The 15,751-nt window shown below is 59.4% G+C and carries 12 protein-coding genes and 1 pseudogene; 6 read left to right on the top strand and 7 right to left on the bottom strand.

Translation table 11 applies throughout. The features are described 5' to 3' along the window. Window positions 1–51: 51 nt before the first annotated feature. Window positions 52–960, top strand: coding sequence for an acyltransferase (locus tag ACVRRC_RS06340; RefSeq protein WP_019405565.1), 909 nt, complete (start codon window positions 52–54; stop codon window positions 958–960). A 4-nt stretch (window positions 961–964) separates the two neighbouring features. Here the strand turns inward: ACVRRC_RS06340 and ACVRRC_RS06335 are convergent, their stop codons facing one another. The 4 genes from ACVRRC_RS06335 to ACVRRC_RS06320 all read right to left on the bottom strand — a co-directional run bounded on the left by ACVRRC_RS06335 (window position 965) and on the right by ACVRRC_RS06320 (window position 8,518). Then, window positions 965–3,088, bottom strand: a complete 2,124-nt coding sequence (locus tag ACVRRC_RS06335; protein WP_011912307.1) for a two-component system response regulator — start codon at window positions 3,086–3,088, stop codon at window positions 965–967. 126 nt (window positions 3,089–3,214) lie between these two features. Further along, the gene (locus ACVRRC_RS06330) at window positions 3,215–6,934 is read right to left on the bottom strand and encodes a CHASE domain-containing protein (RefSeq protein WP_423567201.1); all 3,720 of its coding nucleotides are present in this window, start codon (window positions 6,932–6,934) and stop codon (window positions 3,215–3,217) included. Window positions 6,935–7,081: 147 nt separating this feature from the next. Further along, window positions 7,082–7,735 carry a YiaD family glycine zipper/OmpA-like lipoprotein gene (locus ACVRRC_RS06325; RefSeq protein ID WP_011912305.1) on the bottom strand — a complete coding sequence of 218 codons (654 nt, stop codon included), beginning with the start codon at window positions 7,733–7,735 and terminating at the stop codon, window positions 7,082–7,084. Window positions 7,736–7,873: 138 nt separating this feature from the next. Next, entirely contained in the window at window positions 7,874–8,518 is a 645-nt protein-coding gene (locus ACVRRC_RS06320; RefSeq protein ID WP_472996770.1) for an MBL fold metallo-hydrolase, read from the bottom strand. Window positions 8,519–8,568: 50 nt separating this feature from the next. On the opposite strand from ACVRRC_RS06320, the gene ACVRRC_RS06315 reads away from it, so the two are divergent. Continuing rightward, window positions 8,569–9,681 carry a tyrosine-type recombinase/integrase gene (locus tag ACVRRC_RS06315; RefSeq protein WP_472996769.1) on the top strand — a complete coding sequence of 371 codons (1,113 nt, stop codon included), beginning with the start codon at window positions 8,569–8,571 and terminating at the stop codon, window positions 9,679–9,681. Between the two features lie 42 nt (window positions 9,682–9,723). Further along, window positions 9,724–10,500: a hypothetical protein gene (locus tag ACVRRC_RS06310; protein WP_472996768.1), complete on the top strand. Its 777-nt coding sequence runs from the start codon at window positions 9,724–9,726 to the stop codon at window positions 10,498–10,500. 106 nt (window positions 10,501–10,606) lie between these two features. On the opposite strand, the gene ACVRRC_RS06305 is transcribed toward ACVRRC_RS06310, so the two are convergent. Together ACVRRC_RS06305 and ACVRRC_RS06300 are read right to left on the bottom strand one after the other, a co-directional pair. Beyond that, window positions 10,607–11,866, bottom strand: coding sequence for an ATP-binding domain-containing protein (locus ACVRRC_RS06305; RefSeq protein ID WP_472996767.1), 1,260 nt, complete (start codon window positions 11,864–11,866; stop codon window positions 10,607–10,609). Further along, on the bottom strand, window positions 11,863–13,650 hold the full coding sequence (locus ACVRRC_RS06300; protein ID WP_472996766.1) for an ATP-dependent nuclease: 1,788 nt from the start codon (window positions 13,648–13,650) through the stop codon (window positions 11,863–11,865). Before ACVRRC_RS06300 ends, ACVRRC_RS06305 begins: the two co-directional genes overlap by 4 nt. 310 nt (window positions 13,651–13,960) lie before the next feature. On the opposite strand from ACVRRC_RS06300, the gene ACVRRC_RS06295 reads away from it, so the two are divergent. Next, complete coding sequence (locus ACVRRC_RS06295) at window positions 13,961–14,509, top strand: hypothetical protein (RefSeq protein ID WP_472996765.1); 549 nt, start codon at window positions 13,961–13,963, stop codon at window positions 14,507–14,509. 200 nt (window positions 14,510–14,709) lie between these two features. On the opposite strand, the gene ACVRRC_RS06290 is transcribed toward ACVRRC_RS06295, so the two are convergent. Continuing rightward, a complete protein-coding gene (locus ACVRRC_RS06290) occupies window positions 14,710–14,910 on the bottom strand; it encodes a hypothetical protein (RefSeq protein ID WP_322319434.1) in 201 nt (66 codons plus the stop codon). A gap of 89 nt (window positions 14,911–14,999) precedes the next feature. Here ACVRRC_RS06290 and ACVRRC_RS06285 point away from each other — a divergent pair, with 89 nt between their 5' ends. After that, a complete protein-coding gene (locus ACVRRC_RS06285) occupies window positions 15,000–15,431 on the top strand; it encodes a translesion error-prone DNA polymerase V autoproteolytic subunit (RefSeq protein ID WP_322319433.1) in 432 nt (143 codons plus the stop codon). After that, window positions 15,431–15,667 (top strand): annotated as a pseudogene (locus ACVRRC_RS06280) (Y-family DNA polymerase); the annotation flags it as partial. The gene ACVRRC_RS06285 and the pseudogene ACVRRC_RS06280, both read left to right, overlap by 1 nt. Window positions 15,668–15,751: the final 84 nt, after the last annotated feature.

Raw genomic sequence — 15,751 nt, 5'->3', positions numbered from 1 at the left:
GCATAATCGCTACTCTTGGCGCCTCGAATCAGCCGTATCGATGAGAATTTCATGCTGAGCTTCCTCCCCGCCCCACTGCGCGGCAGCCTCGCCGCCCTGCTGCTGGCGCTCAATACCCTGTTCTGGTGCTGGCCGCTGTTCGCCCTGTCGCTGCTCAAGCTGGCGCTTCCCGTTCCAGCGGTACAACGCAGCCTGCGCTTCGGCATGCACTGGATCGCCGAGTCCTGGATCGCGATGAACAGCTTCTGGATGGATCTGGTTCGCCCGATCCGCTGGGACGTGCAGGGCCTGGATCAGGTCGACATGCATCACTCCTACCTGGTGACCAGCAACCACCAGAGCTGGGCGGACATTCTCGTGCTGCAATACCAGCTCAACCGGCGCATGCCGTTCCTCAAGTTCTTCCTCAAGCAGGAGCTGATCTGGGTGCCGGTGATCGGCCTGTGCTGGTGGGCGCTGGAGTTTCCCTTCATGAAGCGATTCAGCAAGGAATACCTGGCCAAGCACCCGGAAAAGCGCGGCGAGGATCTGGCCACCACGCGCCGGGCCTGCGAGCGTTATCGGACCAACCCGGTGTCGGTGTTCAATTTCCTGGAAGGCACCCGCTTCACCGAAGACAAGCACGCCGAGCAGGCCTCGCCCTATCGACATCTGCTCAAGCCGAGGGCCGGCGGCATCGCTTTCGTCATCGACGCCATGGGCGAGCAGCTATCCGCGCTGATCAACATCACCATCCACTACCCGGACGGTCGCCCGAGCTTCTGGGACCTGTTGGCCGGCAATATCCCTCGGGTCGTGGTACGGGTCGAGGCGCAGCCGATCCCTGCCGAGTTCCTGCGCCGGAACTACGATCAGGACGAGTCCTACCGCCTGGCCTTCCAGCAGTGGGTCAACCAGCTGTGGACCGAGAAGGACGCACAACTGGCCCAGCTGCATCAGGACTACCCGACGCGGCGCTGACCGTTCAGAGCGCGCCCCAGGACACGCTGGCCGGAAACGCCCGGGCCTGCTCGGCGGTCACCGCCGGTGACACCAGGAAGCCCTGCATGACGTCGCAGCCGTTGTGCAGCAGCCAGTCACGCTGAGCCAGGGTTTCCACCCCTTCGGCCACCACTTCCAGGCCGAGGTTGCGCCCCAGGTCGATAATGGTGCTGACGACCGCCGCATCGCGCGGCGAGTCCAGCATGTTGGCGATGAACAGCCGATCGATCTTCAGCGTATCCAGTTCGAAGTGGCGCAGATACGCCAGCGACGAATAACCGGTGCCGAAGTCGTCGATCGCCACCCGCACGCCGAGCTTGCGCAGCTGGCGGAGCTTCTCGCAGCTCTGTTCCAGATCCTGCATCAGGGTGCCTTCGGTGACTTCCAGTTCCAGCTGCGCAGGGTTCAGCTGGTACTCGTCGAGCAGCCGTCGCAGCACGTCGAACAGTCCCGCGCGGCTGAACTGAACCGGGCTGACGTTTAGACTGAGGATCAGGTCGCTGCCGAATGCGGGCAGCCACCGGCAGTACTGGTCCATGCCCTCGCGCAGCACCCATTCCCCCACCCGCTCGATCAGCCGGGTTTCCTCCAGCAGCGGAATGAAATTGCCCGGCTGGTTCTCGCCGGCATCGCCCTGCGGCCAGCGCAGCAGCCCTTCGAAGCCCCGGAGCTTGCCGCTGGCCAGCATCACCTGCGGCTGGAAGAGCAGTTCGAAGTCATTGCGTTCGGTGGCGCTGCGCAGGTTCTCCTCCATCATCAGCCGCGCGTGGGCACGCTCGTTCATGTCGCTGGAGAAGAAGCGGTACTGGCGGCGACCGGCACGCTTGGCCTCGTACATGGCCATGTCCGCCGAGCGCAGCAGTTGGTCGACGCTGACGCCGCAATCCGGAAAATGGGCAATGCCGATGCTCGCACCAAGGGTCACCTCGGTGCCGTCGATCTTGTGTCGCACAGAGATCAGTTCGATGAGCTTTTCCGCCACCCGTGCCGCGTCTTCCGGATGATCGAGCGAATCGAGCAGCGCGGTGAATTCGTCCCCGCCCATGCGCGCGATGATGTCGTAGGGGCGCATGCAGGTTTCCAGCAGACGCGCCACCTTGCAGAGGATTTCATCGCCCGCGTCGTGGCCGAGGGAGTCGTTGATGCGCTTGAAGCCGTCCAGGTCGATATAGAGGATGGCCATCCGCTTGCCGTTGCGGTCTACCCGTGCCAGCGACGACTCGAGCGCCTGATGGAAGCCGCGGCGATTGAGCAGTCCGGTGAGCGAATCGGTTACCGCCTGGGTTTCCAGCTGCGTATGGAGATTGCGCACCACCGACATGTCCAGCGCAATGACCACCATTGAACGCTGCTGGCGTGGCAGCGGCGAGCTGGACAGCGCCACCGGCAAGGGCGTGCCGTTGGCAGTGTGCAGCTGCGCCTCGTGCAGGCGATAGGTCGAACCACTGCGCCAGTAGCGATAGAAGTCCGATTCGTGCCAGCTGTCGGGCATTTCCGGCGCCGCCAGATGCGACAGCAGCGGCGTACCCTGCAGGTCCTCTACGCGGGTGTGCAACATGCCGGCGATCGCCGGATTGGCGAAGCTGATGTAGCCATCCTCGGCGACCACCAGGATGCCTTCGGCCGCGTTGCTCAGCACCGAGGCATTGAACGCGCGGGCGCTGTCGAGTTGCTGGGTGAGCAGCTGCAGGTCGCGGCGATTGTGCTCGTGGGCCAGCAGCGTGTTGATCTTGTGCTTGAGCACCTGAGGGTCGAACGGCTTGAGGATGAAATCCACCGCCCCGGTGGCGTAACCGCGCAGCACCGAGTCGCGGGTATGCGCGATGGCCGAGACGAAGATGATCGGCGTGTAGCGCGTGTGCGGGCTGCCGCGCATCAGCCGCGCAACCTCGAAGCCATCCATGCCGGGCATCTGCACGTCCAGCAGCACCAGCTCCACGTCCAGTTCGAGCAGCGCCTTGAGCGCCGCCTCGCCGGAGTTGACGGTATGCACCTGCCAGTCACCGTCGCCGAGCAGAGCCTCCATCGCCACCAGATTGGCTTCGCGATCGTCCACCACCAACAGCGTGCGGCTGCGTGGCTTGGCCTTAAGCTGCGTCTGACTCATCGCCAACCTCCGAGCCAACCTTGCCGAACGGTTGGCAACAAGCATGTTCGCCAGCCATCGACCGCGTCGGGCGATATCGATCGGGCTTCGTTTCCACTACAGCCATGTTCAGCGCGCACTCCTCGCTCACTCCTCTCCAGCATCAGCCGCACCCACTGCCAGCCCCAACCATTGACGCAGCAACGCCGCCAGTGCCGGGGTTTCGACCGGTTTGAGCAACAGGTCGTCGGCCCCCGCGGCGATGCAGCGCTCGCGCGTCTCGGCATCGGCCACGGTTACCAGGGCTACGATCGGCGCCTGGCAGTCATGGTCCTGTTTGAGTGTTCGTGCCAACTCCGGACCTTCCGCTCCGGGTTGGCTCATGTCCAGCAGTACCAGATCGAAGGCATCCTCTTCGAAACGTTCGACCGCCTCGTCGGCGCTGGTTGCCGGCACCACCGGCAAACCCAGCTCGTCGAGCTGGGCCGTCAGCGAATAGATCAGCCGCACATCCTCGTCCACCAGCAGCACACGCTGCCCGGCGGACGCCACCTGTAGCGAGGCGGCCGGGCTCGGCGACGCCGCCGCCGGCTCCGGTCGTATCAATGCTCCCATGCGTTCCACATCTTCCTCCTTGGACAGCGTCATCGCCGAATAGCGGCGCAAGCGTTGCATTTCCTCGTCCGACAGCGGCTGCCGGCTGTTCAGCAGCACGGTGACGCCACGCAGCGAGCGCAAGCGTTCGAGGGCATCGAGCAGGTCGAGGCCGCTGTCATCACTCAGCTCATGGTCGACCACCACCACGGGGAACGTCTGTTCGGCATAGGCCAGCCTGGCCGCCTCGGCCGTCGCAGCCAGGGTCACGCTGTACCCTAGCCGTTCGAAATAGTCGCGGATCAGCATGCGGCGGCGCGGATCGGTTTCCACCAGCAGCAGACGCAGCGGGTTGTGCTCATGGCGGGCCAGCTCGATGAAGATGCGCTCCAGCTCGGCCTGTGCCACGGGTTTGACCAGATAGCGCGAACCGTCATCGTGCCAGTCATGCGGCTGCGGCACGCAGGAGATGATGATTACCGGCATGCCCTGGTGCCGCTCGTCGGCACGCAGCTCACGGTGCACCTGCCAGCCGCTGATGTCCGGCAGCAGGATGTCGAGAATCACGGCGGCGAAATGCTCACGGCGCAGCGCCTCCAGACCCTGCTCGCCGGTGCTGCAGATCAGGCTGGTAAAGCCATGGTTCTGCCCGACCTCGGCCACCACCGAGGCGAAATCGGCATCGTCCTCGACGATCAGCAACCCCGGTCCGCGCCCGCGCCGTTGCGGCTGGCGAGGCAGCTGGGCCTGGGTCGCCGCGGGTGCGTCCGAGACGACCGGCAACAGCACGGTGAAGGTCGCCCCTTGTCCCAGCTCGCTGTTGACCATTACCTGGCCGCCCAGCACTTCCACCAGTTGCCGCGTGATCGCCAGCCCCAGCCCGGTGCCGCCGTAATGCCGACTGATCGAGCCATCGATCTGCTGGAAGGCCTGGAAAATGCGCTCCTGCTGATCCTTGGCGATCCCGATGCCGCTGTCGCGGACCTGCAGCTGCAGCATCTGCCGCCCGTCCTGATCGGCGGGCAGAAGACTGGCCGTCAGCTGGACCTGGCCCTTCTCGGTGAACTTCAGCGCATTGGTCAGCAGGTTGTTCAGGATCTGTTGCAGGCGAGCGCGATCGGAGTTCAGTGTCAGCGGTACCGCAGGATCGACCTCCATGGTCAGGCTCAGCCCCTTCTGCGCGGCCATGCTGCCAAGCGAAGCTTCCAGGTCTCTGAGCAGATCGCGCAGGCTCAGCGGTTCCAGCTTGAGCTGCATGTGGCCGGATTCGATCTTGGCCAGATCCAGCACGTCGTTGATCAGCTGCAGCAGCTCGTGCCCGGCCCGATGGATGATGTCGGCATGCCGGACCTGTTTGTCGTTGAGGTTGCCGGCGCCGTTCTGTCGCAGCTGATCGCTGAGGATCAGGATGCTGTTGAGCGGCGTACGCAGCTCGTGGGACATGTTGGCGAGGAATTCCGACTTGTAGCGGTTGGCCACCGCGAGCTGATCGGCCTGTTCGCGCAACCGCCGCTCGGCAGCCTTGCGATGGCTGATATCGATGATCACCGCCTGTACCAGCTGTTCGTCGCCGCTGCGCAAGGGCGACAGACCGATCTCCACCGGCAGCGCGCTGCCGTCACGGTGAAGACCGAACAGCTCGCGGTTGCTGCCCATCCGTCGCGGCTCGGGATGTTCCGTATAGCCCTGTCGCAAGCCTCGGTGCGCGTCGCGCAGTGCCTCCGGCAACAGCAGCTCGACCGGCTGGCCGAGCAATTCCTGGCGCGTGTAACCGAACAGCAGCTCGGTCTGCCGATTGACCATCACGATGCTGCCCTGCGTGTCGACCAGGACGAAGGCATTGGGCGAGGCTTCCACGACGTTGCGGAAGCGCTCGTCGTCCCGCTTGCGGGCCTGCAGATCGAGCAGGTTGATGACGTAATACAGCGCATCGTCGTGGCGGAAGCTGGTCAGGCTGACGGCCACCGGAATCGGCGTGCCGTCTTCGCGCTGCGCCTGCAGCTCAAGCTGAGTGGTGTCGCGCAGTTGCCGGAGGATCTGCTCCCCGAGCACACCTGGCACATAGCGGCTGACCCGTTCGCCGGCAAGCAGATCGGCCGGCCCGCCCAGCAGCTGCCCGGCGCTCTGGTTGGCCAGTTCGATGCGCCCGCCCGCGTTGCACAGTAGCGTCGCCACCGGCAGCTGCTCGATCAGCTGGCGGAACCGCGCTTCGCGCTCCTGCAGTTGCAGGCTGAGCGCCTGACTGCTGCGCAGCGCCCGCTCGCGCAGGTACAGATAGCCGCCCACCAGCAGGGAGAACAGCACCGCGGCGGTCAACGCCGCGGCGAGGTTGAACGCCCGGTTGTTATCACGCAGCACCGCCTCGTATTCCGGCGTGCTCGCCACCTGCAGCTGCCAGCTGCGGCCATACATGTAGATGTTGCGGATGCGCTGGAACTTGGCATCGGCGCTGACCTGGGCACGCCCCGTCAGCAGCGGCGAATCGGGGCTGGCTGCATCGAACAGCTGCAATTGCAGCATCCGGCTGCGCGAACCCAGGATGCCTTCCATCAGGTCGGTCAGGCGAAAAGCGCCATGCAGGGTGCCGATGAACGCGCGCTGACGCTCGTCTTCGGTGGTCACCGGGGCAGCCTGCGCATAGAGCGGGAAGAACAGCAGCACGCCAGACTGCACGTTCTGGTCGGTTTCCTGCTTGAGCCGCAGCGGGCCAGTCAGCACCGGGTTGCCACTGTCGCGGGAGCTGATGATGGCCTCGCGACGGGTCGCTTCGCTGAACAGGTCGAAACCGAGCACGCGTCGATTGCGCCAGTCGGTCGGGTGGATGTAGTCGGTCACCACGTACTCGTCGCGCTCACCCGACGGGTACATGCGGAAACGCTCGCGGCCGGAGGCGCGAATCTGCGCGATCAGGTCAGACAGGGTCTGCGGCGTCGCATGGCGGGCCAGCGCAACCGCCTGGATACCGGGATAGAAGTCCTGCAGCTGCAACTGGTCCGCGGCACGCGCCCAGTCGTCGGCCTTGACCTCGTCGCTGCCAGCCACAACGCCAGCCAGCCCACGTAGCACCATCTCGTAGGCACGCATCCGCTCGCGGAGGGTGTGCTCGATGTCATCGACGGCAAACGTGAAGCGCTGCTCCTGCTCGACCTTGCTGCGCTGCTCCTGGACGTGCCATTGCCAGCCAATCCATCCTCCCAGGCCCGCCATCAGGGCCAGTGCGACCAGAACTGGCAGCCAGGACCTACGGGAATGGAGAGCGGGACGATCATCCATTCGACCTCCTCTGTGCCAACCGGCGTGCTATCGAAGGTCAGATTCGAATAGCGCAGAGAGGTTCCATGGCGGAAGGGTATAGCGGATTAATGGCGTCTGAATTTCGGCAGTTGCAGGGCCATTGCAGCCCTGCAACCTATGACACGGTTACAGCGGACGAAGGTTGATCTCGACGCGACGATTCTGTGCGCGGCCGGCGGCCGTATCGTTGCTGGCGATCGGCTGGCTCGGGCCGGCACCGTAAGAAGAGATACGCGCCGGAGCAACGCCGTTGGCGATCAGGTAGGACGCGACGCTCTGCGCGCGGCGGTTGGACAGGTCCTGGTTCAGCTGCAGCGAACCGGTGCTGTCGGTATGGCCGACGATGTCGACGCCGTTCTTGTTGAACTCCTTGAAGACCTGCACCAGCGAGTTCAGCGTCGGGTAGAAGCTGCTGGAGATGTCCGCCGAGTTGCTGGCGAAAGTGATGTTGCCCGGCATGATCAGAGTCAGGTTGTCGCCATTGCGCTGAACCTGAACACCGGTGCCCTGCAGCGTCTGGCGCAGCTTGGCTTCCTGGGTATCGACGTAATAGCCATAGCCACCGCCCGCCGCACCACCGACCGCGGCGCCGATCAGCGCGCCCTTGGTACGGTCCTTCTTGCTCGAGGTCGCGGCACCGATGACCGCGCCGCTGACAGCGCCGATACCGCCATAGACGCCCGCCTTGCCGGCCTGCTGTTCGCCGGTGTAGGGGTTGGTGGTGCAGCCGACCAGCAGAGCGACACTTGCAGCCAGGGCGGTCATGTTCAGCATTTTCATAATCACTTCCTTCTCTCGTCAGTTGCCAGGACCGTCCCTTCGCTCGCCGAGCGCAGCCCTGAATGCGGCGCTAGATTACCATCGACCATGCGCGAGAATAGGAACCGTGCGGCAGAACCCGTCCAACGGCTCGGCACATCAGGCACGCACGAAGGGGTTTTCCCGCATCTCATCACCCAGGCGGGTATCCGGGCCGTGGCCGGTCACCACCGTGGCGTCTTCGTCGAGGGCATAGAGCCGCTGCCGGATGGACCGCTCGATGCTGGCGTAGTCGCCGCCCCACAGATCGGTGCGCCCGATTCCGCGGCGAAACAGCGTATCGCCAGCGATCAGCAGCTTGGCGTCGGCGAACCAGAAGCTCATCGAGCCCGGCGTATGCCCGGGTGTATGCAACGCCACGCCGCAACCGCAGGCCAGCTCCTCGTCATCGGCCAGCCACCGGTCGGGCGCCGGCACTGGCGTATAGGGCACGCCGAACATGCGGCACTGCATTTCCAGGTTGTCCCAGAGGAACTGGTCGGCCTTGTGCAGATGCAGCGTGGCGCCGGTCCGCTCCTTCATCTTGCCGGACGCGAGGAAGTGATCCAGATGCGCATGGGTGTGGATGATGCTGACCACCTTCAGACCATGGGCCTCCAGCCGCGCCATGATGAGTTCTGGGTCGCCACCCGGGTCGACCACAATGGCTTTCTTGCTCAGCGGGTCGCCGATGATGGTGCAGTTGCACTGCAAAGGCCCGACAGGGAATGTTACGCGGATTAACGCGGTCTTTGCGGCTTCCATGGGTATTCCTTTATGATATTTGGCACAATTTTGTCACACTGAGAATTCTAATGGCGACGATTCGGAAGCGCGGCCCATCACAGTGGCAGGTCCAGGTTCGACGCAAAGGATGGCCTCCTCAGGCGCGGACATTCAACACCCAGGCAGAAGCCAAGACCTGGGCAACGATGATCGAGCGCGAGATGGATGCAGGCGTCTTCGTCAGTCGAAATGAGGCTGAGTCCACGTCATTCTCAAAGGCCTTAGAAACGTATGCCACAGAGGTGACTAGCAAAAAACGAAGCAGTGCTTCCGAGCTATCGCGCATCCAAGCCATGCAGCGCCACCCTCTCGCGCTTCGCTCGCTCGCAAGCATTCGTGGTGCCGATTTGGCTAACTACCGCGATGAACGGCTAGCCGAAGGTCTCGCTCCAGCTACGGTTCGCCGTGAGCTAGCACTTATCTCTCACGTCTTCACTATCGCCCGAAAAGAGTGGCGCATGGAGTCGCTGAGCAACCCCGTCGAGCTGATCCGTCAACCGAGCGTCGATGACGCCCGAGACAGGCGAATCCTGAGCGCAGATGTATGGACACTTCAGAACGATGAACTTGTTTGCGAGCACCTAGACGAGCTGGAAATGATCTGCCGGCACTCACGCTCGGTAGAGCTTCCTCAGATCGTTCGATTCGCCGTTGAGACAGGCATGCGCCGCAGCGAGATCTCTGGCCTGCTCCGCGCCAATGTTGATTTGACAAAGCGGACCGCCCTCCTCCCGATGACGAAGAATGGATCATCACGTGGCGTCCCCCTTTCCACCCGGGCCGCCGGCATCGTTGAGAGCCAGCCAAAGCTAAATGATGGTCGGGTTTTCAGGAGCCAGCCGGACACCATCACCAAGGCGTTTCTGGATGCTCTAGGGGATGCTCGTAGCGCTTATGAGGAAGGGATGATCCTGCATCTCAAATCCGAGGGGCTAGAGCAAGACAAGATTGCGGAGCGCATTGCCAGGGATCCATTTCTAGCCGACCTGAGATTCCACGACCTTCGTCATGAGGCCACATCACGCCTGGCTGAGATTTTCCCCCTGCATGAGTTGACAAAGATCACCGGCCACCAAGACACCAGGATGCTCATGCGGTACTACCACCCGCGCGCTGAAGATCTGGCAAAAAAACTGACCTGATTATCAACTCAAACTCAACACTGAAAGAAAGGAGTCAAGCCTATGGACCTAAATAACTTAAAACTCCATGGGATAGAAAAAGCTATGGAGGCTCGCTGGGCACTCATATTTATTGCTTCACTAACTTTCATAGATGCTTACATGATACTTGCCCACGACCTGAACGTAGGCTCAATAAGCCTTTCCTGGGCCAAAAACAATATCGATCTTTCGGAGGCCGCTACGATAATTGGATTGTTCACCATAACATTCGGCCTACTAATCCCCGGCATAGGCTTAGTCGGTAAGCTCATTTTTGGAATTTTAATCGACATTACAATCTACAAGCTAACAAGAAAATCTTACACATTGGGCGACTGGAGAAGACCTCAAGAAGAGCTAGACAAGAGCCACTACGTACGCGCCAACGAACTCAGAACATGGGCTATTAAAAACTCAAATTCCGCAGCCTACAGAGACTACGAGAACTTCATGGCGGAACGCAAAGAAGCGTCCTTCCTACGTTACATCTGCCAAACAATAATAGCGCTGTCGCTACTTGGATATCTATTCTCCACGCCTGACAACCCGACATTAGCAGAGATAATTGTCCTCAAAATTGAGGCTACACGCTGGTATTATGAGTGGCCACTAAAATGGATTTGGGGTGGACTCACCCTCTTCATTATTGCCATAGCCTTCCGCGACGAGGGCGAGCTAGCCAAGTACATCCGACTAACAAACCACAACATTCACAGCGAATATAGCAATTCTTACCGGCCAACCAATAAATTTCTCGACGATTTAGACTCAGCCAGAGATCAATCCCAATACCGCTAGCCTAAGCCTACCTTCCATCATTACTTGAGCATGATATCCATATATCTTATTCCTTGGCTTAGAATGCACACCAAGATCTTCACCGCTCGGGCCTGGCGGTGAAGCCCTAATTAAATGGAGGCTCGGTCATAGCTCTCGCCCTTTGAACCAAGACAATGCATTGGCCCTTCGCTCGGGTTATCGCATTGTAGAGAAGACGCCTCTGCTGAGTTTCGTCGCCTCCGACCGCTGCTGGCCAAAGTACAAGCACCAAATCAAACTCTCGGTTCTTCGCACCGTGCACCGTCATGGCTCGAATCCCTGAACCATCACCGGCAGCAAGACGGCGTTTATTTGAGAGTGCCTGGCGGATCGTTTTTTCCAGATCCTGTCGTGAGAATACGGTCTGCCCTTGAGTTCTTCGTTGCCGTTTGATCCAACGAACAACGTCTTGGGCAATTCCTCGTGGCTTACCATCCATCAGGGCTAAGGCTTCAGCGAAATCAGCTTGAACCGGCAATGCCATTTCTTCTATTAAAGCATCCGCTTGTGCCGACTCTGATTGTTCCAAAATTATGTGGTGGGGGCCGTTCCCTCTGCTCGTGGTTCGAGTCCCTACCCAGTTACACACTGCACGAGCGAAATCGCCCATTGTCGGTGTAATAATCGCAACCCTATTCCCGACTCTATTCCAACTGATCGCATTCGATACCCAAGTACCTGCCAACCCAGCGTTAGCAGTCGCCACCACCTTGAATCGCCCAGTGCTAATAGGCGCCTCCCCGGCTCTTACCGCCCTAGCAGCAGCGAGTAAATCTTGATCGTTTGTCCGCATGGGTTGATTCAAAACGACTTCATTCCCAATCGCTGCTAGCCAAGCACATGCTGGATTTGGACGAAGCTCATCCGCTAAGCATTGAAACTCATCTGACGCAATTAGTAGCTCCAAATGCGCAGCAAGTGATTGAATAATGGAAAGTCGATTAAGGGTTAAGTCTTGTGCCTCATCAACCACGACTACAGGGAAGGCAGCGGCGACCCAACGGGCAACCTCCTCACGCGCGAGCAATTCGGACGCCAAGTTGCAAATTTGCTCATATGCGCCCACCTCAGGAAAGTCCCTGCCCAGATAGTTAACGAGAGATCTCCAGCGACTCACGACACGCCATGCGAAGCTGTCGAGGGTGCTGCACTCATAACGACGATCCAGACCGACGACTCCTGCCATCCGATCCTCAAGTCGCCGCCTTGAACCATGCATAAATGTCAAAGCAAGCACTTTCTGGCCGCTCAGCAGCGGCTGATTTCTCAGTTGAGCGGTGAGCGAAGCCATTAGCTGGAAGGTCTTCCCACATCCTGCGGGCCCCGAAAATGAACTGACAGTCATCGATGGAAGATCCAGACACCATCATCCACTTGAGCGAACTGCTCGTTCGGCCTTGCAGAGCAAGCTAACGCCAACGCTCCAAACAGGTCAGTGGCTCTGCGGCGACACTCCGTAGAATTCACAATCGCGTCTGCTATCGCTTCGTAGCAGATTACGTCCATTTTCTTGAGCTTCAGGTGCGCAACAATGTCTGCTGCAGATGTCGGTGGCTCGACAGGCACATCGGCGAGCGCATGTACCACTTGCTCCTCATCAGCTTCGAGAACCCATCCGATCACGTCCTCGATCATTTCACCATCTGCCCACCTGATGATCACTGGCGGGGGAGTCTGTGTCCCTCGCAGTCCCCTTGTGTAACGGTGCCCATCTGCATCGCCATCCACAAGGCAGCAGACATGTGGATGGCAAGCAGAAAGAAGCTGATAGGTCTCAACTACTTTGGCATCTTCTGTTGGCACGACTCCAACTTCGAGTCCAAATACTGCCTCTACATCCACCGCCCACTCCTCCCTCAGCATCAATGAGCGAAGGATAGTTTTTAGCAACTGGAAGTCCGCTCGCCCCTCAGGCACAAGAACGCACGGATGCATGAGGGCTGAAAGAATATCCACTCGACTTTGTTGGAAGTATTTGCGTTTCCAGTTAGGTGCCTCGGGCGATAGCTTCTCTGGTAGAAATGGTAATGCCGACAGCTGCCCGTCAACGTTACGAAGGATCATCACCGATGTGGGATCGGAAATCGCAGCAATAAGAGGCGAATGCGTAGTAATAAAAGTCTGGGTGGATAGTGCTTGAACACGCTGAACCAGCTGTTGCTGCCCCGCTGGAGGCAGGTGCAGTTCAGGCTCCTCCAACGCCATTAAAAAACCTTCGCCGGCAGCAGCACGACCTCTTCCGAGTTCAAGTAGTAGCAACAACCCCTGAAGCGAAATTAAGCCGCTTCCTTGCCTACCTGCAGGAACGCCTAAACCGGCCCCCACGGAAAAATGCGCCGCAACGGAATCCAAGAGAGACCGACTATCGGTGCTGGTAACCCTTAGTTGGACAGTTGGCGCATTAGGAATGCATTTCGCGAGTTCAGTATTTACGCTCCTAATTAGCGCAGAGATTTGCTGATCATTTTCAATGGGCGCTGCTGGCCGTCTAAGCCGATCCCGCTCTGCAAGAATTGCGGATGCGGGCTGTGCTGCCGCGGCATGCAAAGTTCGACGGAACAATTCACTGCTCCAAGAGAAGACCTTGTCCCAAGTCCTGCTGGCTCTCACAAGAAAAAAGCCAACTTCCTTGATTAATGCAGACGGGACGCCCACGGGCGCGTCATCAGCAAATGGATCCATGGGGTTGTCGTGGTCATGAAAGTACCTGACCATTTCAACGCTCAGCGAATCTCGATCAAAATAAGCTTGAATACCAATTTGGCAACACAACATGGACGCCTGATCGGTTCGCACAGGACTAATGGTGCAGGTTGCTTCATCAAACCATTTGGGAACTCCCCGTCCGTCTCGAAACCAGTCCAAGTGATCACTTGGATCCTGAGAGGCGAACCCGGTGATAGTCGCGATGAGTTTGATTCGATCCGCAGGCTGGGGGTCCGAGCCGAAAAAGTCATGCTCTGTTAGCTCACGCACCATTCTTTCTCGACCAAATAACAACGTGAGCGCTTCAATAACGGTAGTTTTACCGGTGTTGTTAGCCCCTATCAGTACGGGGTGCTGCTTGAAATGAATAGTGCCTTGGCGAATACCTCGGAAATTCGAAATCTCAAGGACTACAACTCTCATCCCAACTCCTTTGGCTTGATTGATGTGCTGCTATCAGATACCTAAACGCCTATCGGACATTGGAGGGACTGATAACTGGTCGAGCAAGGATAGCTATCTGCTGGCATTCGAGCTGGGCTGATTGAGCTCCGACCTGGCAATGGCTCCTGCAAGTCGCGTTGCACCTGTGGAGCTGCTGCAGCCTTTTCAGTGGTTGGAAAGTCGGTCAATCGCATGTCCAATTTCGATTCAGCCATCACTGGTGGCTTTATGATGCCAGTTACACGGGTAGAATGACGATTCGTGAACCTCCTCTTTGCAGGGAAGCCGCTTGCTCAAGCCTTACTTTGAACCGCTGGTGATCCAAGATCGGACCTACTGTCTGAATCACCTCAATCCTTTCCAGCTGGTCTTGCCAAGTGAGCGTGCGAAGAAGGATCTACGCATTCACGTCCGATTCACCAATCATGCCTTCACCTCGACCTATGACGCTGCCGCTCATGATCCTGCTTATCCGATCATCATGGATCATGGCGGTAGGCCTCGCTCATTCTGTGAGCTGCGCTATACCCTATCGCACACGTTGCCCGGGGTGATCTCTGGTTTCACTCATCCAGCAACGAAGGTTCACCAGACGGCGGCGCAGCGCAATTGGGCGCATGTCACCCAGATTGAAACGCCAAAGGGGCCTTACTACGTGTTTTTCGAGCTGCGCCGAGCACGGAAAGAGGATCGCCATCTGCAGGATCTGCACCTGGTAGTCGAGAGTGCCTACCCACAAGATCCAAGCATGCCTGTCCCTCAGCTGTCGGGCCGGATGGCATTCGGTCTGCTGTGCTCGAAGGTGTATGCAGGCGAGCCGGTTTCTACCAGGCGGTAGCCAGAAACGAAAAAAGGCGCCATAGGCGCCTTCTTCGAATATTGCGATCCAGACACCACTTGCGAGCCGCCTTGCGCGACTACGGCTTTCGCCGCTGGGGAGTGCTCGGTCTCATCTGGTCAGTCACTCCGATGCGCGCAGTATTGCGCAACAGTGGTCGTGATGCAAGGTGATTTGGCATTAACTGGGATGAAGTGGCGTTAACTGGGTAGATCTGTCTGACGCTTCTGTTCCTTGCGAATTTCCTCGGCGAACGCCTCATCGAGGAGGCTCGGCCGCTTCTTCCAGGGCTTCCGTTCTGGCTCTGGCTGAGCCGCATATGTCACGACTTCGCCCCCGTACACGGTCTCGAAACGCTGCTTTTGGCGCTCCAGCTCCGCGCGCAACTCGTCTTTGGTCATGTTGTGCCTTGGTGATTCGGATGAGCAGACATTGCCACAGGCTGCTGGCGGGTTAATATCTGTATATTTATACAGTAACTTAAAGCCGTATGACCCTGATCCTTGGCCGCCTTCGCCCTTCCAAAACCCTTGTCCGTATGGTCGAGGCCCGCGTCAGTGCGGGTTTTCCAAGTCCTGCAGAGGACTATGCCGAGACATACCTGTCGCTCGATGAGCTCGTGAATGTACGGGCTCCGTCCGTGTACCTGGTGCGCGCCGGCGGCGACAGTCTGAACGGTATCGGGATCTACGATGGTGATGTCCTGGTGGTTGATCGCGCTGCGGTGGCCAACCAAGGGGAAGTTGTAATCGCCTTGGTTGATGGTGAGTTCACAGCCAAGATTCTGACCTATGACGCTGCCGACCGGCCGGTGCTTATGGCGGCTAATCCCCATTACCCGCCGATCAGCCTGCAGGACGGGGAAGAGCTTGAAGTTTGGGGCGTTGTGACGGACAACCTGCACGCGCTGCGTCGGCGGTGATGACCATGTTCGCCCTGGTCGACTGCAACAACTTCTATGTGAGCTGCGAGCGCCTGTTTCGCCCTGAGCTGCGGAGCAGGCCGGTGGTGGTGTTGAGCAACAACGATGGCTGTGCCGTGAGCCGAAGCAACGAGGCGAAGGCGCTGGGCATCAAAATGGGCCAGCCATTCCACGAGTTGCGCGATCTGGTGGCCCGGGAGGGGCTGATTGCTTGTAGCAGCAATTACGCGCTCTATTAAGTTAGGTGGAATGCTTTTGAGCTAGGCTGAATCCGTTGACGCTCAGGGGGCGCCCATGACCACCACCCCATTGCACAAGCA

This window comes from Stutzerimonas sp. LR2 (assembly GCF_055755175.1).
The sequence above is the reverse complement of the archived record's forward strand: the minus strand, read 5'-3'. Positions and strand labels throughout refer to the sequence as shown.